The 20,795-nt window shown below is 63.8% G+C and carries 20 protein-coding genes and 1 riboswitch; of the genes, 19 read left to right on the top strand and 1 reads right to left on the bottom strand.

Annotation, left to right across the window (positions count from 1 at the left end):
- Positions 1 to 40: 40 nt before the first annotated feature.
- Positions 41 to 1,567 carry an ABC transporter substrate-binding protein gene (locus AC244Q_RS30870; RefSeq protein ID WP_128407232.1) on the bottom strand — a complete coding sequence of 509 codons (1,527 nt, stop codon included), beginning with the start codon at positions 1,565 to 1,567 and terminating at the stop codon, positions 41 to 43.
- A gap of 228 nt (positions 1,568 to 1,795) precedes the next feature.
- Between AC244Q_RS30870 and AC244Q_RS30865 the strand changes: the two genes are divergently transcribed.
- The 19 genes from AC244Q_RS30865 to AC244Q_RS30775 all read left to right on the top strand — a co-directional run bounded on the left by AC244Q_RS30865 (position 1,796) and on the right by AC244Q_RS30775 (position 20,793).
- Positions 1,796 to 2,380 (top strand): DUF1349 domain-containing protein, encoded by a 585-nt coding sequence (locus AC244Q_RS30865; RefSeq protein WP_128407231.1) that lies wholly within the window; start codon positions 1,796 to 1,798, stop codon positions 2,378 to 2,380.
- Between the two features lie 223 nt (positions 2,381 to 2,603).
- Positions 2,604 to 3,737, top strand: a complete 1,134-nt coding sequence (locus AC244Q_RS30860) for a transporter substrate-binding protein (RefSeq protein WP_128407230.1) — start codon at positions 2,604 to 2,606, stop codon at positions 3,735 to 3,737.
- Positions 3,734 to 4,315 carry an ANTAR domain-containing response regulator gene (locus AC244Q_RS30855; protein ID WP_017996435.1) on the top strand — a complete coding sequence of 194 codons (582 nt, stop codon included), beginning with the start codon at positions 3,734 to 3,736 and terminating at the stop codon, positions 4,313 to 4,315. The genes AC244Q_RS30860 and AC244Q_RS30855 overlap by 4 nt, the downstream gene beginning before the upstream one ends.
- Positions 4,315 to 5,163 (top strand): ABC transporter permease, encoded by an 849-nt coding sequence (locus AC244Q_RS30850; protein WP_128407229.1) that lies wholly within the window; start codon positions 4,315 to 4,317, stop codon positions 5,161 to 5,163. Before AC244Q_RS30855 ends, AC244Q_RS30850 begins: the two co-directional genes overlap by 1 nt.
- Positions 5,163 to 6,083 (top strand): ABC transporter permease, encoded by a 921-nt coding sequence (locus AC244Q_RS30845; protein WP_128407228.1) that lies wholly within the window; start codon positions 5,163 to 5,165, stop codon positions 6,081 to 6,083. The genes AC244Q_RS30850 and AC244Q_RS30845 overlap by 1 nt, the downstream gene beginning before the upstream one ends.
- A gap of 25 nt (positions 6,084 to 6,108) precedes the next feature.
- Entirely contained in the window at positions 6,109 to 7,728 is a 1,620-nt protein-coding gene (locus AC244Q_RS30840) for an ABC transporter substrate-binding protein (protein ID WP_128407227.1), read from the top strand.
- 67 nt (positions 7,729 to 7,795) lie between these two features.
- Positions 7,796 to 8,740 (top strand): acetamidase/formamidase family protein, encoded by a 945-nt coding sequence (locus tag AC244Q_RS30835; protein WP_128407226.1) that lies wholly within the window; start codon positions 7,796 to 7,798, stop codon positions 8,738 to 8,740.
- A complete protein-coding gene (locus AC244Q_RS30830; protein WP_128407225.1) occupies positions 8,737 to 10,425 on the top strand; it encodes an ABC transporter ATP-binding protein in 1,689 nt (562 codons plus the stop codon). Before AC244Q_RS30835 ends, AC244Q_RS30830 begins: the two co-directional genes overlap by 4 nt.
- Positions 10,426 to 10,612: 187 nt before the next feature.
- Positions 10,613 to 10,709, top strand: a riboswitch (TPP riboswitch).
- Positions 10,710 to 10,759: 50 nt separating this feature from the next.
- The gene (gene thiM, locus AC244Q_RS30825; RefSeq protein ID WP_128407224.1) at positions 10,760 to 11,563 is read left to right on the top strand and encodes a hydroxyethylthiazole kinase; all 804 of its coding nucleotides are present in this window, start codon (positions 10,760 to 10,762) and stop codon (positions 11,561 to 11,563) included.
- Entirely contained in the window at positions 11,560 to 12,195 is a 636-nt protein-coding gene (thiE, locus tag AC244Q_RS30820) for a thiamine phosphate synthase (protein WP_128407223.1), read from the top strand. The genes thiM and thiE overlap by 4 nt, the downstream gene beginning before the upstream one ends.
- Complete coding sequence (gene thiD / locus AC244Q_RS30815; RefSeq protein ID WP_128407222.1) at positions 12,192 to 12,998, top strand: bifunctional hydroxymethylpyrimidine kinase/phosphomethylpyrimidine kinase; 807 nt, start codon at positions 12,192 to 12,194, stop codon at positions 12,996 to 12,998. The genes thiE and thiD overlap by 4 nt, the downstream gene beginning before the upstream one ends.
- Before the next feature lie 220 nt (positions 12,999 to 13,218).
- Positions 13,219 to 13,698, top strand: a complete 480-nt coding sequence (locus tag AC244Q_RS30810) for a GNAT family N-acetyltransferase (protein WP_128407221.1) — start codon at positions 13,219 to 13,221, stop codon at positions 13,696 to 13,698.
- 24 nt (positions 13,699 to 13,722) lie between these two features.
- Positions 13,723 to 14,745: a glycoside hydrolase family 3 N-terminal domain-containing protein gene (locus AC244Q_RS30805; protein WP_128407220.1), complete on the top strand. Its 1,023-nt coding sequence runs from the start codon at positions 13,723 to 13,725 to the stop codon at positions 14,743 to 14,745.
- Between the two features lie 43 nt (positions 14,746 to 14,788).
- Positions 14,789 to 16,432 carry an ABC transporter substrate-binding protein gene (locus tag AC244Q_RS30800; protein WP_128407219.1) on the top strand — a complete coding sequence of 548 codons (1,644 nt, stop codon included), beginning with the start codon at positions 14,789 to 14,791 and terminating at the stop codon, positions 16,430 to 16,432.
- A 56-nt stretch (positions 16,433 to 16,488) separates the two neighbouring features.
- Complete coding sequence (locus tag AC244Q_RS30795; protein WP_128407218.1) at positions 16,489 to 17,466, top strand: ABC transporter permease; 978 nt, start codon at positions 16,489 to 16,491, stop codon at positions 17,464 to 17,466.
- 1 nt (position 17,467) lies between these two features.
- Complete coding sequence (locus tag AC244Q_RS30790) at positions 17,468 to 18,346, top strand: ABC transporter permease (protein WP_012763247.1); 879 nt, start codon at positions 17,468 to 17,470, stop codon at positions 18,344 to 18,346.
- On the top strand, positions 18,343 to 19,146 hold the full coding sequence (locus tag AC244Q_RS30785) for an ABC transporter ATP-binding protein (RefSeq protein ID WP_012763248.1): 804 nt from the start codon (positions 18,343 to 18,345) through the stop codon (positions 19,144 to 19,146). The genes AC244Q_RS30790 and AC244Q_RS30785 overlap by 4 nt, the downstream gene beginning before the upstream one ends.
- On the top strand, positions 19,143 to 20,042 hold the full coding sequence (locus AC244Q_RS30780; RefSeq protein ID WP_128407217.1) for an ABC transporter ATP-binding protein: 900 nt from the start codon (positions 19,143 to 19,145) through the stop codon (positions 20,040 to 20,042). The genes AC244Q_RS30785 and AC244Q_RS30780 overlap by 4 nt, the downstream gene beginning before the upstream one ends.
- A 70-nt stretch (positions 20,043 to 20,112) precedes the next feature.
- Positions 20,113 to 20,793: a spermidine synthase gene (locus AC244Q_RS30775; RefSeq protein WP_128407216.1), complete on the top strand. Its 681-nt coding sequence runs from the start codon at positions 20,113 to 20,115 to the stop codon at positions 20,791 to 20,793.
- Positions 20,794 to 20,795: the final 2 nt, after the last annotated feature.

The following is a 20,795-nucleotide window of genomic DNA, read 5'->3' as shown; positions in this document are numbered from 1 at the left end:
ACCGATACCGACCAGGGATAGCCGGTATCGGTGGCGATGCTTACTTCTTGATCGAAGCATTCCAGAAATACGGCCACGGAGCCGGATCGACGCCTTCGAGCTTGGTCGATTCCGCCGAAACGGCGTTGAAGTCGCCGATCTTCATGAAGGGTGCGTCGGCATAGATCGCCTTCTGAACATCGGCCCAGAGCGCCACGCGCTTCTTCGGATCGACTTCCGAGGTGAAGGCATCGACGGCAGCCTTGCGGGCCGGCGTATCCCACCAGCCCGGCGAGCTGGTCGAGAGCGAGCCGATCAGGGCAGGCTCCGGCAGGAAGGGGCTATGGGTGATGTAGATATCCCAGAGCTTCGGATCGGTGCGGCGCTGCGTCAGCGTCGCCCAGTCCACAACCTGCATATCGACGGTGAAGCCGGCAAGCTTCAGATATTCGGCGGCGACCTGCGCCATCTTATAGTGGAACTCATACTGGCGGCTGGTCAGGATACGGATCGGTTCGCCGTTGTAGCCGGCCTTCTTGGCGGCGGCGGCAGCCCCTTCCGGATCGGCGGCGTTATAGGCGCCCTCGACGCCGGCATCCGTCGACCAGGCAAAGGTCTTTGGATAGATGGCGCCGTCGAGCGCGTAGAAATCCGTGCTGCCGAAAGCCGCGGCCAGCATGTCTTCCATGCTGAGCGCCTGGCGGATCGCCTTGCGGACCTCGACATTCCCAGCAATACCTTCCTTCGTATTGAAGACGAAGACGGGATAACCGAAGGGCTTCAGGATGATCGGCTGCGAGGCGGTGGAGGCCTTCAGCTTGTCGTAGGATTCGACCGGGATCGAGTCGACGTAGTCGTACTGGCCGGAAACGGCAGCCTCGACGCGGGTGTTCGGATCCGGCACCGGCACGAAGCGGATCTCATCGAGATACTGGTGGCGGGCGCCGCCATAGCCATCGCTGTCGCCTTCACGTGACTTGTAGCCATCGAAGCGGACAAGCTGGATATACTGGTCGGCCTTGCGCTCCTTCAGCATGTAGGGACCGGTGCCGATGAAGTCCTTCATCGGCTCGTCCTGCTTCTCGGATGGGATGATGATGGCGGCCGAATTGTTGAAGGCGAGCAGCGAGGTCAGCGGCGCATAGGGCTGCTTCAGCGTGATCGTGACGGTTGAGGGATCGACGGCGGTGACCTTATCGATGAAGCCGGCCACCTGCTTGCCGCGCGAGGCGATCTTCATCCAGCGGCCAAGCGAGGCGACGACATCTTCCGAGGTCATATCGGTATTGTCGTGGAACTTGATGCCGGTCCTGAGCTTGATCGTATAGGTTTTGCCGTCGGCGCTGATCTCTGGCAGGCTTTCGGCGAGAAGCGGCGTAACGTTCCAGCTCTTGTCGAAGGTGTAGAGCGTTTCGAAAATGTGCTGCGTGACGATGCCGACCAGATCGGCCGTCGACGACATCGGATCGAGCGTCGGCGGCTCGCCGATCGTCGCGACATTGATGACGCCGCCTTTTTCCTGGGCAAGAAGTGTCGAAGGCAGGGCGACGAGCGCAGTGCCAAGAAGGAATGCGACCAGTGTTTTCATGTGAGGTCTCCCGTTTAGTTCCACAATTATGTAACTCATCTTTTTGTAACAGAATAGGAGATGGATCGATCCTGTCAAGCACGAGCGACGGATTATGCCCTCGGCGGATATCGGGACGCCGGAAAAACACACAATCTTCGGCTGCGCCAGCCTGCAACAAGACCGGGCATTATGCCAAGATGAGCCAATCGCCCTGCGGTGAGACTTTCAACGGAACGGGAGAACAGGATGAGCATCGATTTCAACGACGGCAAATGGCTGAACGAGCCGGCTCAATGGCAGGCGACCGACGCCGGCCTCACCCTGACGACCGACGAAAAAACCGATTTCTGGCGGGAGACCCATTACGGCTTCACCCGCGACAGCGGCCATTTCCTCGCCTTTCCCACGGCCGACGGCTTCACTGCGCAAATCCGCGTTCAGGGCGAATTCCGCACGCTCTACGACCAGGCAGGCCTGATGGTGCGCATCGACGAAAAACGCTGGGTGAAGACGGGCGTCGAGTTCACCGACGGCGAACCCTTCCTCAGCACCGTCGTCACCGATGGCAGGTCCGACTGGTCCGTGGCCCAGCTTTTCAAGGAACTCGAGGATTTCTATATCCGCGTCACCGTCGCCAATGGCGCGATGCGCATCCAGGCTTCGCGCGATGGCAGTTTCTGGCCGCTGCTGCGGCTCGCCCCCTTCCCGGCTGCCGATCACTACGAGGTCGGACCCACGGCCTGCACGCCGGAGCGCAGCGGATTGGCAGTCCGCTTCTCCGAATTCTCGATTGGGCCGGCGATTACTAGGGATCTGCATGATTTGAGCTAGAAGAGCGTTCTTTGCGGCTCTACAGAGAGAACAAGATCAAATGACCGCGAGTGCGGCGCAGCACACTTGACAAAGACAAGCTGCCTGTATTTTACTCAAGCCTGCGGATTAGGCAGAAGGCCTGCCGCATTGACATGACTCCGATGTCTCTGGGCAGTTTCGCCCCATGACGCCTCATCGCTCGATGGGACCAGCGTCGTGGGGTTTTTGATGTGGTCACCTCATGAATGACGCGCTGAAAATCGGCATCCTCTATTCGACCACCGGGCCTTACGGCTCGATGGGCCGCGACGCGCGCGATGGCGCCGATTTCGCGATGGCCGAATATGGCGGCGTCGAAGGGCTGGCGATCGAACCCGTCTTCTTCGATCCGCATGCCGATCTTGCCGCCTATCTCGATGGCGCGCGCCATCTTCTGCGCGCCGGCTGCCGCCATATCGTCGGAACGATCACCTCTGCGGCACGCAAGGAAGTCATCCCGCTCGTCGAGAAACATGACGGCCTGCTCTGGTACATGTGCCCCTATGAAGGTTTCGAGGCCAACGAGAACGTCATCTATGTCGGCGGCTGCCCGAACCAGCATCTGCTGCCGCTTTTCGAGCACCTGATCCCGCGTTTCGGCGCAAGGCCTTATCTCGTCGGCGCCAACTATGTCTGGGGCTGGGAGATGAACCGGCTCGCCCGCGAACTGATTACCAATGCCGGCGGCGAAATACTTGGCGAACGCTATCTTCCGCTTGAGGAGACCGCCGTCGAGCGCATTGTCGCCGAGATCGCACAACGCCGCCCGAGCTTCATCCTCAACAATCTGATCGGCCCCTCGAGCTACGCCTTCCTGGAGGCGATCAAGGCCCTCGGTGATCGCGACCCGGCCTTCCGCGCGGAAAACTGCCCGGTCGTGAGCTGCGACCTGATGGAATGCGAGCTCGACGATATCGCCGCCGGCGCTGCTGCCGGCCAGCTTTGCGCCGCTTCCTATTTCGACAGTATCGCGACTCCCGAAAATGCCGCCTTCAAGGCCCGTGTCACTGAGCGTCACGGCGCCGAGCGGCGTGTCTCCAGCGTCTTTGCCAGCGCCTATACGGCCGTCCGGCTCTGCGTCGACGCGATCGTCGCTGCCGAAGGTGACGAGCCCGACGCCGTCCGGCGCGAGCTCTACAATCGATCCTGGCCGACCCCGTTCGGCACGCTTTCGATCGACCGCGAGACCAATCATGCCGCCCTGCCCTTCCATCTCGGCCGGATCAACGCCGACAACGGCTTCGATGTCGTCGCCTCACGGCCGCCGCTCGCCGCCGACCCCTATCTGACCGGCCGCAACCGCCAGGCCTTGCCACGGCTAAGGGTGGTGTCATGAGAGAGACACCCAATTTCACCGGTTGGCAGGCGATGGTCCTGCACCGCGAGGACGGCAACACCGAAAAGCTGATCCGCCAACTTCGCCTGCTCGGCATCCATGCAACGCTGCAATGGGCGCCGCTCTCGGCCGCGGCACTGCCCGATCTCGTCATCGTCGATGCCGATCAGGGCTGGGACGATCTGCTGCCCTGGAACGGCGAAACACCTGCCTGCCCCGTCGTCGCCTTGCTTGGTTCGGAAGCCCCCGGCCGCATCGCCTGGGCGCTCGGACAGGGTGCCGGCGCGATCATCGCCAAGCCGATCGCCACATCGGCCGTCTATCCGGCGCTTGTCATGGCCGTCTCCATTCATCAGGAACGCAAGGCGACGGCGGAAAAACTGCAATATCTCGAAGAGCGCGTCCGGCTGCGGCCGCTCGTTCACGCCGCCGTCGAGAAGCTTCAGGCCGCACACGGCATCGACGAGGAGAGCGCTTACGCAATCCTGCGCAATTGCGCCATGCGCCGCCGCCTGCCGATGGAGCAGATATCAGCCTTCATCCTGGCGGGTGCCGAACCCCTGCCGGAGGCCGGCTGATGCATGTCTTGAAACAGATGATCCGCCAGCCGACGGCTCTCTTCGGCCTGATCGTCGTCACCCTCGTCATCGCGCTCGCCATCGCAGCGCCGTGGATCGCGCCGTTCAGCCCCGACGAGCAGATGTTTGACGGCCTCTCGCTCGAAGGCGCGCCGCTACCGCCGGGCGGGCCCTATCTGCTGGGCACCGACACGCTCGGCCGCGACCTCTTCTCCCGCCTGCTCTTTGGCGCCCGCACCTCGCTGATCATCGGCCTTGTCGCCAACGGCATCGCGGTGGCGATTGGCCTCCTCGTCGGCATCGTTGCCGGTTATCTCCGCGGGCTGCTGGGCAACATCCTGATGCGCTTCACCGATCTGATGATGGCCTTTCCGGCGCTGCTGCTCGCCATCGTGCTCGCCGCATTGCTGAAGCCGAGTCTCTGGATCGTCGCCATGGTGATCGCGCTGGTCAACTGGGTGCAGGTCGCCCGCATCGTCTATACCGAGACTCGCGGCCTGGTGGAGCGCGATTTCATCATGGCCGAACGCTCGCTCGGCGCCGGCCACATGCGTGTGCTCTTCATGCATATCCTGCCGCACCTCATGCCGACGGCAATCGTCTGGGGGACGCTCGGCATCGCCACGACGGTGCTGCTCGAGGCCACACTCTCCTTCCTCGGCGTCGGCGTCCAGCCACCGCAGCCCTCCTGGGGCAACATCATCTTCGAGAGCCAAAGCTATTTTCAGGCCGCCCCCTGGCTGGTCTTCATTCCCGGCGCGATCATCCTTCTGACGGCACTTTCCTTCAATCTGGTGGGCGACGCGCTGCGCGACATTCTCGACCCGACCCAGCGCGGGAGGGGCTGATGGGTTTCGTGATGCTCCGCCGGCTGGCGCAGGCGGCTCTGATCCTGCTCGGTGTCGCGGCGATCACCTTCGTGCTGCTCTACGCCCTTCCGGCCGACCCGGCCCGCATGATCGCCGGCCGCAGCGCCACGGCCCAGACGGTCGCCAACATCCGCCATGAGCTCGGCCTCGACCAGCCGCTGCTGGTCCAGTTCGGCACCTATCTCGGCAATCTGCTGCACGGCAATCTCGGCCGCTCCTATGCGCAGAAGACCGATGTCTGGACGCTGATCGCCGCGCGCCTGCCGGCAACACTGACGCTGATGCTTGCCGGCATCTTCGTCGAGGTGGTGCTCGGCCTGACGCTCGGCACCATCGCCGCCGTGCGCCGCGGCGGCTTCATCGACCGACTGGTGATGATGGCCTCCTTTGTCGGCACCTCGGCGCCGCAGTTCCTCGTCGCGCTTCTGCTGCTCTACCTGCTGGCGGCAACGCTCGGCTGGTTTCCGATGAGTGGCTATGGCAGCTTCTCGCATCTCGTCCTGCCTGCCGTAACACTCGGCATCTGCGGCGCCGGCTGGTACGCCCGCATGGTCCGCTCGTCGATGATCGACGTGCTAAACCAGGATTATGTCCGCACGGCGCGCGCCAAGGGCCTTTCCTCGAAGCGAGTCATCCTGCGCCACGCATTGCCCAACGCCGTACTGCCCATCATCGCCATGATCGGCATCGATATCGGTCAGTTCATGGGCGGCGTGGTCGTGGTCGAGGCGGTCTATGGCTGGCCCGGCATCGGCCAGCTCGCCTGGCAGGCGATCCAGCAAGTCGACATCCCGATCATCATGGGCGTCACGCTGACCTCGGCACTTGCCATCATCATCGGCAACCTGCTTGCCGATCTCGTCGCGCCGGTCATCGATCCGCGCATCCGCACACGCTGACAGCAACCAAAGAAGGGGAACCAAGATGTTCAAACGCTGGCTGCAACAGACGACCATGGCAACGATGGTGGCGCTCGCTCCATTGTCCGTCATGGCTGATGAAACGCCCAAGCAGGGCGGCGATATCGTCGTCACCTACAAGGACGACATCACCACGCTCGACCCGGCGATCGGCTACGACTGGGTCAACTGGTCGATGATCAAGAGCCTCTATTCCCGCCTGATGGACTATACGCCCGGCACGCCGAACCCGGTTCCCTCGCTTGCCGAAAGCTTCACCGTTTCGCCCGACGGCATGACCTATACCTTCAAGCTGCACAAGGGCGTGAAGTTCTCGAACGGCCGCGAACTCGTCGCCTCCGACGTGAAATATTCGATCGAACGCGCCGTCGACCCGAAGACTCAAGGCCCCGGCGCCGGCTTCTTCGGCGCGATCAAGGGCTTCGAGGATGAAACCGCCGGCAAGACGACGACGCTCTCCGGCATCGAGACGCCCGATGACAGCACCGTCATCTTCAACCTCTCGCGCCCCGACGCCACCTTCCTGCACGTGCTTGCGATCAACTTCGCCTCGGTCGTGCCGAAGGAAGCCGTCGAGGCCGCCGCCGGCGACTTCGGCAAGAAGCCGGTCGGCTCCGGCACCTTCATCCTGAAGGACTGGACGATCGGCCAGCAGCTCGTTTTCGAGCGCAACAAGGATTATTTCGTCAAGGGCGTTCCCTATATCGACAGCTTCAAGGTCGAGGTCGGCCAGGAGCCGCTGGTGGCGCTCTTGCGCCTGCAGAAGGGCGAGGTCGATATTGCCGGCGACGGCATTCCGCCGGCAAAGTTCCTCGAAATCAAGAATTCGGCAGACGGCGCGCAGATGATCGTCGACGGCGAACAGCTGCACACCGGCTACATCACGCTGAACACCAAGGTAAAGCCCTTCGACAATGTCAAGGTTCGCCAGGCGTTGAACATGGTGATCAACAAGGATCGCATCACCCGCATCCTCAACGGCCGCGCAACGCCGGCCAACCAGCCGCTGCCGCCGCTGATGCCGGGCTACGACAAGGCCTTCACCGGCTATGCCTATGACGTGGCGAAAGCCAAGGCGCTGCTTGCCGAAGCCGGCTATCCCGACGGCTTCGAGACCGTGCTCTACTCCACCAATACCGACCCGCAGCCGCGCATCGCCCAGGCGATCCAGCAGGATCTGGCCGCCGTCGGTGTCAAGGCCGAAGTCCGGGCGCTGGCCCAGGCAAACGTCATCTCGGCGGGCGGCACGGAAGGCGAAGCGCCGATGATCTGGTCGGGCGGCATGGCCTGGATCGCCGACTTCCCGGACCCGTCCAACTTCTACGGCCCGATCCTCGGCTGCGCCGGCGCGGTTCCGGGCGGCTGGAACTGGTCATGGTACTGCAACGCCGATCTCGACAAGCGCGCCGTTGCCGCCGACTCGATGTCCGATCCGGCAAAGGCAGCCGAGCGCACCGCCGCCTGGGGCAAGATCTTCACCGACATCATGGCCGATGCGCCGTGGATCCCCGTCATCAACGAACGCCGCGTCGTCGCCAAGTCGCTGCGCATGGGCGGTGCTGACAACATCTACATCGATCCGACCCGCGTCATCAATTACGACGCGATCTACGTCAAGCAGTAAGCCCTGAAGAAACAAAGCCTTCCCGGTCCCGGCCGGGAAGGCGTCATAAATTCGAGGGAGACATGACATGTGCATCGCCTGCACCCACACGATCCACCGCGCCCAGCATAATTTCGGCTGGAACAAGGATTTCACCCCCGCCGTCGTCGCCAAGCCCGGCGAGACGATCCACTTCGAATGCATGGATTCATCGGGTGGCCAGCTCGGAAGCGACGCGACGCTCGAAACGCTGAACGCGCTTGATTTCGGCAAGATCAACCCGGTCTCCGGCCCGGTCTATATCGAAGGCGCAGAGCCCGGCGATGCGCTGAAGGTGACGCTACGCAAGTTCATTCCGTCGGGCATCGGCTGGACCGCCAATATTCCAGGCTTCGGCCTGCTTGCCGACCAGTTCAAGGATCCGGCGCTGCACGTCTGGTCTTATGACGCCAACAGCATGGTGCCCGCCCTTTACGGCCCGGGCGGTCGCGTGCCGCTGAAGCCCTTCGCCGGCACGATCGGCGTCGCGCCTGCCGAGCCCGGCACCCACTCCGTCGTTCCCCCACGTCGCGTCGGCGGCAACATGGACATCCGCGACTTGACGGCCGGGGTGACGCTCTACCTGCCTGTCGAGGTCGACGGCGCGCTGTTTTCGATCGGTGATACCCATGCCGCCCAGGGCGATGGCGAAGTCTGCGGCACGGCGATCGAAAGCCAGATGAACGTCGAAGCGACGATCGAGCTCGTCAAGGACGCCAAGCTCCAGACACCGCGCTTCACTACGACCGAACCGGTCACCCGCCATCTCGACGGCGCCGGCTACGAGGTCACGACAGGCATCGGCCCTGACCTGATGACCGGGGCGCGCGAAAGCGTCATGCGCATGATCGATCTTCTCGGCGCCGAACATGGCATGAGCGCCATCGATGCCTATCTGCTCTGCTCGGTCTGCGGCGATCTGCGCATCAGCGAGATCGTCGACCAGCCGAACTGGGTGGTTTCCTTCTACTTCCCGAGGATCGTGTTCGCGTGAACGACGCCATGCCCGCCGCGGCACCGGTGCTCAGCCTTCGCAATCTGAGCGTCGATGCCCGCACACCCGAAGGCCGCAAGCCGGTGCTGCAGGATGTCAGCTTCGCGCTTGCAAGCGGCGAAACGCTCTGCATCGCCGGCGAATCCGGCTCCGGGAAGTCGGTCACCTCGCTGTCGATCATGGGGCTCTTGCCGAAAGCCTCGCTGCGGGTCGCCTCCGGCAGCGTGCTGCTTGGCGAGCGCGACCTGCTCACGCTTTCCGACCGGGCGATGCGCAGCGTCCGTGGCGGCGATATCGCCATGGTGTTCCAGGAACCGATGACCTCGCTCAACCCGGTCATGTCGGTCGGCAACCAGCTGACCGAGGCAATCCGCGCGCACCAGGGCAGCGACAATGCCGAGGCGGTGGCGCTGAAGATGCTCGATGCCGTGCAGATCACCGAGCCGGCCCGGCGGCTGAAGCAATATCCGCACGAGCTTTCCGGCGGCATGCGCCAGCGGGTGATGATCGCCATGGCGCTCTCCTGCCGGCCGAAGGTGCTGATCGCCGACGAGCCGACGACGGCGCTCGACGTCACCGTGCAGGCGCAAATCCTCAAGCTGATGCGTCAGTTGAAGCGCGAATTCGGCGCCTCGATCATCCTCATCACTCACGACATGGGCGTCGTCGCCGAAATGGCCGACCGCGTCGTCATCATGCAGAACGGCAGGATCGTCGAGCAGGGAACGGCGCTCGCCATCTTCCAGCGGCCGAAGGAGGCTTATACGCAGCAATTGCTGGCCGCCGTCCCGCGGCTCGGCGCGCTTGCCGGCACCGACCGTCCGCCGCGCATCACCCAGCGCGCCGTCGAGACACTGCATCCGGACCGCACGCCGGTGCTGAACGTGCGCGACCTCACCGTCACCTATGGCAATGCCGCAAGCCGGTTTTTCAAGGGCAAGCCGCCGGTCGCAGCCGTCGATGGCGTCTCCTTCGATATCCTGCCGGGTGAAACGCTCGGTCTCGTCGGCGAAAGCGGCTCCGGCAAATCGACGACCGGCAAGGCCGTGCTCGGTCTCATCCCCTTCCAGGGCAACGTCCTGATCGACGGCCGCAATATCGCCGGCCTCAGCCAGCGCGAGATGCGGCCCGTGCGCCGCTCGGCGCAGATGATCTTCCAGGATCCCTATGCCTCGCTCGACCCGCGCATGGCCGTCGGCAAGGCGATCGGCGAACCGATGCTCATCCACGGTATCGGCAACCACAGCGATCGGCAGGACCGCGTCGCCGAACTGCTGCGGCGGGTCGGCCTGACACCCGATGCGGCGACGCGCTATCCGCACGAGTTCTCAGGCGGCCAGCGCCAGCGCATCTGCATTGCCCGGGCCCTGGCACTGGAGCCGAAGCTGATCGTCGCCGACGAGAGCGTCGCAGCGCTTGACGTCTCCGTTCGCGCCCGCGTGCTCGACCTGCTGCTCGAACTGCAGGAGACGATGGGGCTCGCCTATCTCTTCATCTCCCACGACATGGCGGTGGTCGAGCGCCTGTCGCACAACGTCGCCGTCATGCGCGCCGGCCACATCATCGAAACCGGCACACGACGGGATATCTTCGAGAACCCGAGAGATGACTACACCCGCGCACTGATCGCCGCAGTTCCGATCCCCGATCCCGAGGTCTATCGCGGTAGGGAAGCGCATGCGTGATTGAGGGCTTGAGACATGACTAGAGTATCGACGAGGAGCGCTTTGCTGTCGAAGCTCGTGCTGCAGCAGCCGATCCGCCGGCATCTCGTCGGCTGACCCCTTTCGTAAGAGAGACACGCCGCTGCGTCGGTCGCAGGATTGTCATTTTCGGGGTGACATCAGCCCCGTTCTCTGCGAAAAAGAGCGCGATGAGAGACAGGGGCGCCCGTCGACAGACGGGCTGAGAAGCACCCTTCGAACCTGAACCGGATAATGCCGGCGGAGGGAGTCGCTCGGGGTCGCGGCTTAGCCCGCACGAACCGCCCCGTGCCCGCCCCCGCCTGAAAGGGGCCATATGCAGACCAAGACCACACCCGGAGCGATGCTGAAGGCGATGCGCGAGAAGCCGCCGCTCGTTCAGTGCATCACCAATTACGTCGCCATGAACATTGCCGCAAATGTTCTGCTTGCATCAGGCGCCTCGCCCGCCATGGTGCACGCCGCTGAAGAAGCCGGCGAGTTCGCCGGGATCGCCAGTGCGCTGACCATCAATATCGGCACGCTGTCGACGCAATGGATCGACGGCATGCAGGCAGCGGCGAAGGCGGCGACATCCGCCGGCAAACCCTGGGTGCTCGATCCGGTCGCGCATTATGCGACGGCTTTCCGCCGTAACGCCGTCGCCGACCTCCTGGCGCTGCGTCCGACCATCATCCGCGGCAACGCTTCCGAAATTATAGCGCTGGCCGGCGGAGAGAGCCGCGGCCAGGGCGTCGACAGCCGCGACCCGGTCGAACAGGCGGAAGGTTCGGCGCGATGGCTCGCTGAGCGGCAGCGGGCGGTCGTTGCCGTTACCGGCGCGGTTGATTTCGTCACCGACGGCGAGCGGGCCGTGCGCATCGAAGGCGGATCGGCCTTGATGCCGCAAGTCACAGCACTCGGCTGCTCGCTCACCTGCCTCGTCGGCGCCTTTGCCGCGACGGCACCTGAGGATATCTTCGGCGCGACGATCGCGGCACTTGCGACCTTCGCCATCGCCGGCGAGGAGGCCGCACTTGGAGCGGCCGGGCCCGGCTCCTTCTCCTGGCGCTTCCTCGATGCGCTGGCCGCGCTCGACGCCGAAACGCTTGACGCCAGGGCAAGGATATCAGCGGCATGAAGGCTTTCGACCTTTCGCTCTATCTCGTCCTCGACCCCGATCTTTGCGCCGGGATCGGCATGGTCGAAACTGCGCGCCTTGCCATTGCCGGCGGCGCCACCATGGTGCAACTGCGCGACAAACATGCCGGCACCATCGGGATGATCGAGACCGGCCGCGCCCTGAAACAGGCATTGGATGGAACCGGCGCCCTGCTCATCGTCAACGACGATGTCGAGGCGGCCATCGCCATCGGCGCCGACGGGTTGCATATCGGCCAGGAGGACATGGATGCGATGAGAGCGCGGACGATGATCGGCCCCGACATGATCCTTGGCCTGTCGGTCGAGAGCGAGGCGCTTGCGAACGCGGTCGACCCTGATCTCGTCGACTACACGGGCGTCGGGCCAGTGTTTGCGACGCCGACCAAGGCCGACCACAAGCAGCCGATCGGCTTTGACGGCCTTGCAAGGCTGGTGAAGGCCTCGCCGGTGCCGTCCGTCGCTATCGGCGGGCTCAAGGCGGATCATGTCGCCCAAGTGTTCGCCGCCGGCGCCAAGGGGCTTGCCGTCGTTTCCGCCATCTGCGGCACGCCCGACCCCGAAGCGGCCACGCGCCGCATCGCCGCAGAAATCCGAAAGGTGCGCGCATGATCCGCAACGTTCTCTCGATCGCCGGCTCCGATCCCTCCGGCGGCGCCGGCATCCAGGCCGATCTCAAGGCTTTTTCCGCCCGCGGCGTCTACGGCATGGCGGTGCTGACCGCGCTGACGGCGCAGAACACGCAAGGCGTCAGCGGCGTGCACCTGGTGCCGCCGCAATTCGTCGCCGACCAGATCAATGCCGTCTTTGCCGATGTCCGCGTCGACGCCGTCAAGATCGGCATGATCGCCAATGCTGGCATCGCCGAAGCCGTTGCCGGTGCGCTGACTGACCACCGCGACATTCCAATCGTCATCGACCCGGTCATGATCGCCAAGGGTGGAGCCGCTCTGCTCGCGCCCGAAGCGGTCGACGTACTGACCCGCCGGCTGCTGCCGCTTGCCACGCTGCTGACCCCGAACCTGCCCGAAGCCGCCGCCCTACTGCACCAGCCGGTAGCGACAAACCGGGCGGAGATGGCGGCGCAGGCCGAGCGCTTGCGGGCGCTTGGACCGGCCGCGGTGCTGGTCAAGGGCGGCCATCTCGACAGCGACGAGAGCCCTGACGTGCTTGCCACGGCCGCCGGCCTGCACTGGTTCGAAGCCAGGCGCGTGCCGACCAAGAACACCCATGGCACCGGCTGTACGCTCTCCAGCGCCCTGGCGGCCGAGCTCGTGGGCGCCTCGGCGCAAGAGGCCGTCGCCATCGCCAAGGAGTATCTCGCCGGCGCGGTCGCGGCATCAGGACACCTCACCGTCGGCTCCGGCCACGGCCCGGTGCAGCATTTTCATGCGCTTTGGGAAGACGGCGAATAGGCGCTCGTTCCACCAATATTCCGCCAATCGACAACGGCCCGGCCTTCCCGGGCCGTTTTTGTGTCCGGCACCTACTTTGCGTCGAAACCGCGGAGGGCGGCGGCGGGTCGCGCCTTTGGCCGTTTGAAAAACCTTGTTGACAAGCCCGGCCAGATAGCCAAGTCTATGACACTAAAAGGGGATATGTTCCGCAATAACGGAATAACTGGAGGAGTGACGGGTGCCAGACCTGCTTGTGAGCCTATATTCCACTCAGCTCGCCGACCTGAAGCGCAAAGCCGGCGATGTCGGCGTCTCCATCCGTCCGGCCCTCCCCCCGGAACTGCATCTTATCGTCAGCTGGGTTCGCGAACGGTTCAGCGAGAACTGGGCAAGCGAAGTCGCGGTCGCCTTCTCCCGCCAGCCCGTTGCCTGCCTGATATCAGTCGAAAACGGCAAGCTCCTGGGCTTTGCCTGCTATGACACGACGGCGCGCGGCTTCTTCGGCCCGACCGGCGTCGATCCCGACGCCCGCGGCAAGGGCATCGGGCTCGCCCTCTTTTCCGCCTGCCTTCAGACCATGAAGACGCTCGGCCACGCCTATGCCTTCATCGGCGATGCCGGCCCGGTCGATTTCTACGCCAGGAACGCAGGTGCAACCATCATCCCCGCCCCCGACAAGGGCATCTACGAAGGCATGCTGAGAAGCACGCCGAAATGACCATCTGATCCCGGAGTTACAGAATTGTCCTCGACCCCGCTCGCCCTTTTCGTCGGCCTTCCGAATCCCACTATTTCGGATGATGAATTCGCCCTCTTTCGCGAAACCAATCCGCTCGGCCTCTTCGTCGGCCGGCGCAATCAGCGCGAGCCGGAGCAGACGAGGCGCCTGATCGACCGCTTCCGCGAAGCCGTCGGCCGCGACGACGCGCCTGTCTTCACCGACCAGGAAGGCGGCCGCGTTCAGCATCTCGATGCCGGCCCCTGGCCGCTCTTCCGCAGTTTCGGCCAGTTTGCCGAACTTGCGCGCCGCGATTTCGATCTCGGCAAAAAAGCACTGCGCCTTTCCTCCCAGGCCATGGGCGCGATGATGACGGAACTCGGCCTTTCCAGCGGCTGCTCGCCCGTTCTCGACCTCGTCTTCGAGACGACGAGTGCGGTCATCGGCGCCCGCTCTTTCGGCCCCGATCCTGACTTCATCGCTGCCCTCGGCCGCGAGGTGGTCGATGGCCTGCTCGAGACCGGCAACATGCCTGTCATCAAACATATTCCCGGCCATGGCCGCGCAACGCTCGATTCCCACAAGGAGCGTCCGGTCGTCGACGCCAGCCGCGAGACGCTCACCGCCACCGATTTCAAGCCATTCGTGGCGCTGAAGGATACGCCCTGGGCCATGGTCGCCCATGTCGTCTACTCGGCCTATGACGCGGAGCTGCCGGCGTCCGTCTCGCCTGTTATGCACGACGTGATCCGCAACGACATGGGCTATGAGGGCGTGCTGATTTCCGACTGCATCTTCATGCAGTCGCTCTCCGGCACCCTGCCGGAACGCGTCAAACAGGTGCTCGACGCAGGTTACGACATCGCGCTCCACAGCCACGGCGACATTCCGGAAAGCGAAGCCGCCGCCAAGGCCGCCCGCCCGCTGACGGAAGCCGCCCTCAAGCGCATCGCCGCCGGCAAGGCCCGCCTCGGCAATCTCAAGATCGATGTCCGCGCCGCCCATGCGGAAGTCGAAGACATGTTTGCAAGCGCGTTGGTCTCCTGACCAGCACCTCATCTCTCACCGGATAAGAAAAGGGGAATAAGACATGAAAAAATATCTTCTTGCCGCCGCACTAACGCTGCTTTCGGGATCTGCCATGGCGCAAACGATCCTCACAGTGAATATCGAACCGGCGACGACCTGGGTCCGCAACTTCAATCCGTTCAACCAGACCTCGTCGCGCCAGTCCACGCTCGACTTCATCTACGAGCCGCTGGTCGTCTTCAATCGCTTCGACAGCAACAAGCCGGTCTATCGCCTGGCTGAAAGCTTCAAGCTCTCCGACGACCTGAAGAGCATCGATTTCAAGCTGCGCCCGAACCTGAAATGGTCGGACGGTAAGCCGCTGACCGCAGCCGACGTCAAGTTCACCTGTGATTACCTGAAGAAATTTCCGGCGCTCGACTTCGTCAGCATCTGGACCTTCATCACCGATGTGCAGGCCGTCGACGGCCAGACGGTGCGCTTCTCCCTCGCCAATCCGAGCTCGCTTGCGGCCGAGCAGATCTCGCAATTGCCGATCGTTCCCGAACATGTCTGGAAGGATGTCGCTGATCCCGTCACCTTCGCCAACGAAACCCCTGTTGGCAGCGGCCCGCTGACGGAAGTGCCGCGCTTCACCGGCCAGACCTACGACCAGTGTCGCAACCCGAATTACTGGGACAACGAGCACCTGAAGGTCGATTGCATGCGCTTCCCGCAGCTTGCCGACAACAATCAGATGCTGACGGCAACGGCCGACGGCACGCTCGACTGGGGCGTCTCCTTCATTCCCGATATCGACAATGTCTATGTTTCCAAGGATCCGGCGCATTTCCACTACTGGTATTCGCCAAGCAGCATGGTCGCCTTCCTGTTCAACCTGGAAACGGCGAACGAGAACAACAAGAAGGCCTTCAACGACCTGAAGTTCCGCCGTGCCGTCTCGATGGCACTCGACCGCAAGACGATGATCGACGTCGCAGGCTACGGCTATCCGACGCTGAACGAAGACCCCGGCCTGATGGGCGAGCTTTACAAGAGCTGGGCGGACCCGTCCGTCAAGGCCGACTTCGGCAAGTTCGCGACCTATGATGCCGATGCTGCCAAGGCCTTGCTCGACGAGGCGGGCTACAACGACAAGGACGGCGACGGCTTCCGCGACAATCCCGACGGCACCAAGATCTCCTTCTCGATCATCGTCCCCAGCGCCTGGACGGACTGGATCGACACCGTCAACCTCGCGGTCGAGGGCATGCAGGCGGTCGGCATCGACGCCAAGATCGAAACGCCGGAGGAAGCAGTCTGGACCGGCAACCTCATCAACGGCACCTTCGATGCGGCGATCAACAGCCTGCCGGCATCGGCCTCGCCCTATTACCCCTACAAGCGCGCTTTCAGTGCTTCGGATAAGGGCAAGACCCGCTTCACCGCGCAGCGCTGGTTCAACCCGGAGGTCGAGAAACTCGTCACCGAGTTCACCCATACCGCCGACCTTGCCAAGCAGAAGGACGCGATGAACAAGGCGCAACGCATCGTCGCCGAAAACATGCCTGTCATTCCGGTGTTCAACAATCCGAACTGGTATCAGTACAACACCAAGCGCTTCACCGGCTGGTCGACCAAGGAAAACCCCTTCGTCAATCCGTCGATCTCGCGGACCAATCCGGCACGCCTGCTGAACCTGCTGGCCCTCGAGCCGGTGAAGTAAGCATCGCAATCCTCGGGAGCGGCGTAAAGCGCCGCTTCCGTCACGACGGAGTTCCCATGGCTTTCCTGCTTCGCCGCCTCGTCTTCTACATGGCAGCCTTCATCGCGGCAGCGACAATCAATTTCTTCCTGCCGCGGCTGATGCCGGGCGATCCCGTGCAGATCATGTTTTCCAGCGCCGGCACCGAATTGCCGCCGGAAAGCCTGCAGGCGCTGAAGCTTACCTTCGGCTTCGTCGACGGTCCGCTCTGGCAACAATACCTCACCTATCTCGGCAGCATCTTCACCGGCGATCTCGGCCGCTCGATCAAGTATTTTCCGCTGCCGGTCACCTCGGTGCTCGGCCATGCACTCGTCTGGACCGTCGGCCTGATGGGCACGGCGACGATCGTCAGCTTCGCGCTCGGCACCTTTCTCGGCATCGTCGCCGCCTGGCGCCGCGGCAGCACGTTCGATGTCATCGTCTCCGTCGGCGCGATCTTCGCCACCTCGGTGCCGGCCGTCGTCACCTCGCTGATCGTGCTCTTCATCTTCGGCTTCACGCTCGGCTGGTTTCCGAACGGTTATGCCGCCGACCCATCGCTCGATCCGGCCTTCAGCCTGCAATATATCGGCAGCCTCGCCTATCACGGCATCCTGCCGATGGTGACGCTCTGCACCGTGCTGATCGGCGGCTTCACCGTCACCATGCGCAACAACATGATCAACCTGCTCGGCGAGGATTATATCGTCATGGCCCGCGCCAAGGGCCTTTCCGACCGGCATGTGATGCTCTGGTACGCTGCGCGCAACGCCCTGCTGCCGACCGTCTCCAGCCTTGCCATCGCCATCGGCACCATCCTCGGCGGCTCGCTGGTGACGGAGGTCGTCTATAACTACCCCGGCCTCGGCAACATTCTCTACCAGGCGATCCTCGCCCGCGATTACCCCGTCATTCAGGGCCAGCTCCTCATCATGACCGCGACCATGCTGATCGCCAATTTTATCGTCGACGTCAGCTATGTGGTGCTTGACCCGCGGCTGAAGGGAGCGTGAGATGAAGACCCTGCTTCGAAACCGCAAGGCGCTGATCGGTCTCGTCATCATCGCTTTCATCGTCCTCGTCGCGATCGCAGCGCCCCTGCTGACACAATACGATCCCGCCGCCCGCACCGGGCGGCCGCACCAGCCGCCATCGCTCGACCACATCCTCGGCACGACCCGCATCGGCCAGGATGTCTTTGCCCGGCTGATCTACGGCGCCCGCACTTCGCTTGCCGTCGGCTTCGGCGCCGGCCTGCTGATCACGCTGGTCGGCACCGCACTCGGCATCATCTCCGGCTATCGCGGCGGCAAGACCGACGAGATCATCAGCTTCTTCACCAATATGGTGCTGGTCGTTCCGAACCTACCGCTGCTGCTCGTGCTCGCCGCTTTCATCGGCCAGGCAAGCCCCCTCGTCATCGCCCTCATCCTCGGCGCCACCTCCTGGGCCTGGGGCGCACGCGTCACCCGCGCCGAAACGCTCTCCGTCAAGCAGAAGGATTTCGTCAAATCCGCCGAGATGATGGGCGAGCCGCAATGGCGCATCATGACATTCGAGATCTTTCCCAACGTGATTTCAATCGTCGGCATCAATTTCATCGGCAGCGTCATCTTCGCGATCATCACCGAGGCGACGCTCGAGTTCCTCGGCCTCGGCGATCCCCGAGCAATCTCCTGGGGCACGATGCTCTACAATGCGCAGAAGGCTTCGGCCCTTTCGGTCGGCGCCTGGTGGGATATTCTCACCCCGTGCTTCGCGCTCGCCTTCCTCGGTATCGGCATGTCGCTCTTGAACTTCGCCGTCGACGAGATCGCCAATCCGCGGCTGCGCACCGGCAATCACCTGAAGCGCTGGTCCCTGCTCGTTCGAACAGGGGAGGGCCGCCTGTGACGCAGCCGCTGCTTTCGGTGAGGAACCTCACCATCGATTATATCGGCGAGGAGAAGGATTTCCGCGCCGTCGACGACGTCAGCTTCGATGTCGCGCCCGGCGAGGTCTTCGGCCTTGCCGGCGAATCCGGCTGCGGCAAGAGCACCATCGCTTTTGCCATAAGCCGCCTGCACAAGCCGCCGGCGCTGATCCGCAAAGAGAGCCGCATCCTGCTCGACGGCCGCGACGTGCTCGGCCTCGACCGCCAGGCGCTCAGCGCGTTTCGCTGGCGCGAGGTTGCGATGGTGTTCCAGAGCGCCATGAACTCGCTGAACCCGGTGCTGCGCATCGAGACGCAGTTCTACGACATGCTGCGCACCCACAAGGGCATGAGCCGTGCTGCAGCCCGCGAGCGCACCGCCGAGATGCTGACGCTCGTCGATATCGCGCCGGATCGCATGCGCGACTATCCGCACCAATTTTCCGGCGGCATGCGCCAACGTATCGTCATCGCCATCTGCATGGCGCTCGATCCGAAGCTCGTCGTCATGGACGAACCGACGACAGCGCTCGACGTCGTCGTCCAGCGCGAAATCCTGCAGCGCATCAACGAACTGCGCCGCAGCTTCGGCTTTTCCGTGCTGTTCATCACCCATGATCTCGGGCTGATGGTGCAATTCTGCGACCGTATCGGCATCATGCTCGCAGGCCAACTGGTGGAGCAGAACACGGCCGAGGCGATCTACAGGACGCCCAGGCATGACTACACGAAGAAGCTCTGGGCCTCCTTCCCCTCGCTGCATGGAGGAGTGCTGTTATGACGGACGCCATTCTCGTACTCGACCAGGTGACGAAGACCTTCGGTCACGGCTCCGCGGCCGTGCATGCGGCGCGCGCCATCTCGTTTTCGCTGCATGCCGGCCGGGCACTGGCGCTGGTCGGTGAATCCGGCAGCGGCAAGACCACCTGCGCCCGCATGGCGATGCGCGAATATCTGCCGACATCGGGCCAGGTTCTCTACAAGGGCCGCCCTGTCGAGGCCGCCAAATCCGCCGAGATCGCCCGCTACCGCCGCTCGGTGCAGATGATCTTCCAGGACCCCTTCGCCTCGCTGAACCCCGCCCACACCATCGCCCATCATCTCCGGCGGCCGCTGAAGCTGCACCGCCCGGAGATCAAGGGGGCCGAGATCGACGTTGCGGTCCGCGAACTGCTTCAACGCGTCAGGCTCGATCCCGATCTCGTCGCGCCGAAATATCCGCACGAGCTCTCCGGCGGTCAGCGCCAGCGCGTCAACATCGCTCGTGCCTTGGCCGTCAAGCCGGAGGTGATCGTCGCCGACGAGCCGACCTCGATGCTTGACGTCTCGGTGCGCCTCGGTGTGCTGAACCTGTTGAACGAGATGAAGCAGGAGATGAATCTCGGCCTGCTCTACATCACCCATGATATCGCCACCGCCCGTTATGTCGCCGAGGACATCGCCGTGATGTATGCCGGCCAGATCGTCGAATGGGGCAACGTCGCCAAGGTGATCGACAATCCGCTGCATCCCTATACCCGTCTGCTGCTCTCGGCCGTACCCGATCCCGAGGTCCGCTTCGACGACCCGAAGGCCCGGCTGAGGCCCGACGAGGTAGAGGACATCCGCCGCCGTTCGGCCGTGCCGCAGGACGACATCGTCGAATTCGAGCAGGATCATTTCATGCGGATGATCTGAGGCCGGCTTGCTGGCCTCGTCGCCTGCCCTATGCTAGGGGACGCTTCCTTTCATGCGAGGCGAAGCCGTCATGCTGCCCTGGATCCAGCTCGATTCCGCGACCATTCCCGGTGAGAACGGCGAATTGCGGCTGAAGCAGCGCGGCAGCGAGTTCTCGATCATGCTCGGCGCCAACGAGCTGACGAACAGCCGCCTCAGCGGCTCGGAGGAGGCGCTGGCGACCCTTTCCTGGGATCGGATCAAGTCGCACCCGAAGCCGCGGATCCTGATCGGCGGGCTCGGCATGGGTTTCACCCTGCGCGCCGCTCTCGCCGTCCTTCCCGAAGCTGCCGGCGTCACCGTCGCCGAACTGGTGCCGGCCGTGATCGCCTGGGCCCGCGGGCCGATGGCCGAGGTCTTCAAAGGCTGTCTCGACGATCGGCGCGTCGGCATCCACCAGGGCGATGTCGGCGAGGCGATCCGCGCCGGCAAGGCTGCCTATGACGCCATTCTGCTCGATGTCGATAACGGCCCTGACGGCCTGACCCGCGAATCCAACGACCGGCTCTACGATTTTGCCGGCCTTCGCGCCGCCAGCGATGCGCTGCGCCCCGGCGGCGTGCTCGCCGTCTGGTCGTCCGGTCCGGACCCCGATTTCACGCGGCGTCTGAAGGGCAGCGGGTTTGCCGTCGATGCGGTCAACACGCGCGCCAACGGCAAACGCGGCGGCGCCCGCCACGTCATCTGGCTGGCCGTCAAGCCGGTGAAATGACG

This window comes from Rhizobium sp. CB2179 (genome assembly GCF_057653455.1).
The sequence above is the reverse complement of the archived record's forward strand: the minus strand, read 5'-3'. Positions and strand labels throughout refer to the sequence as shown.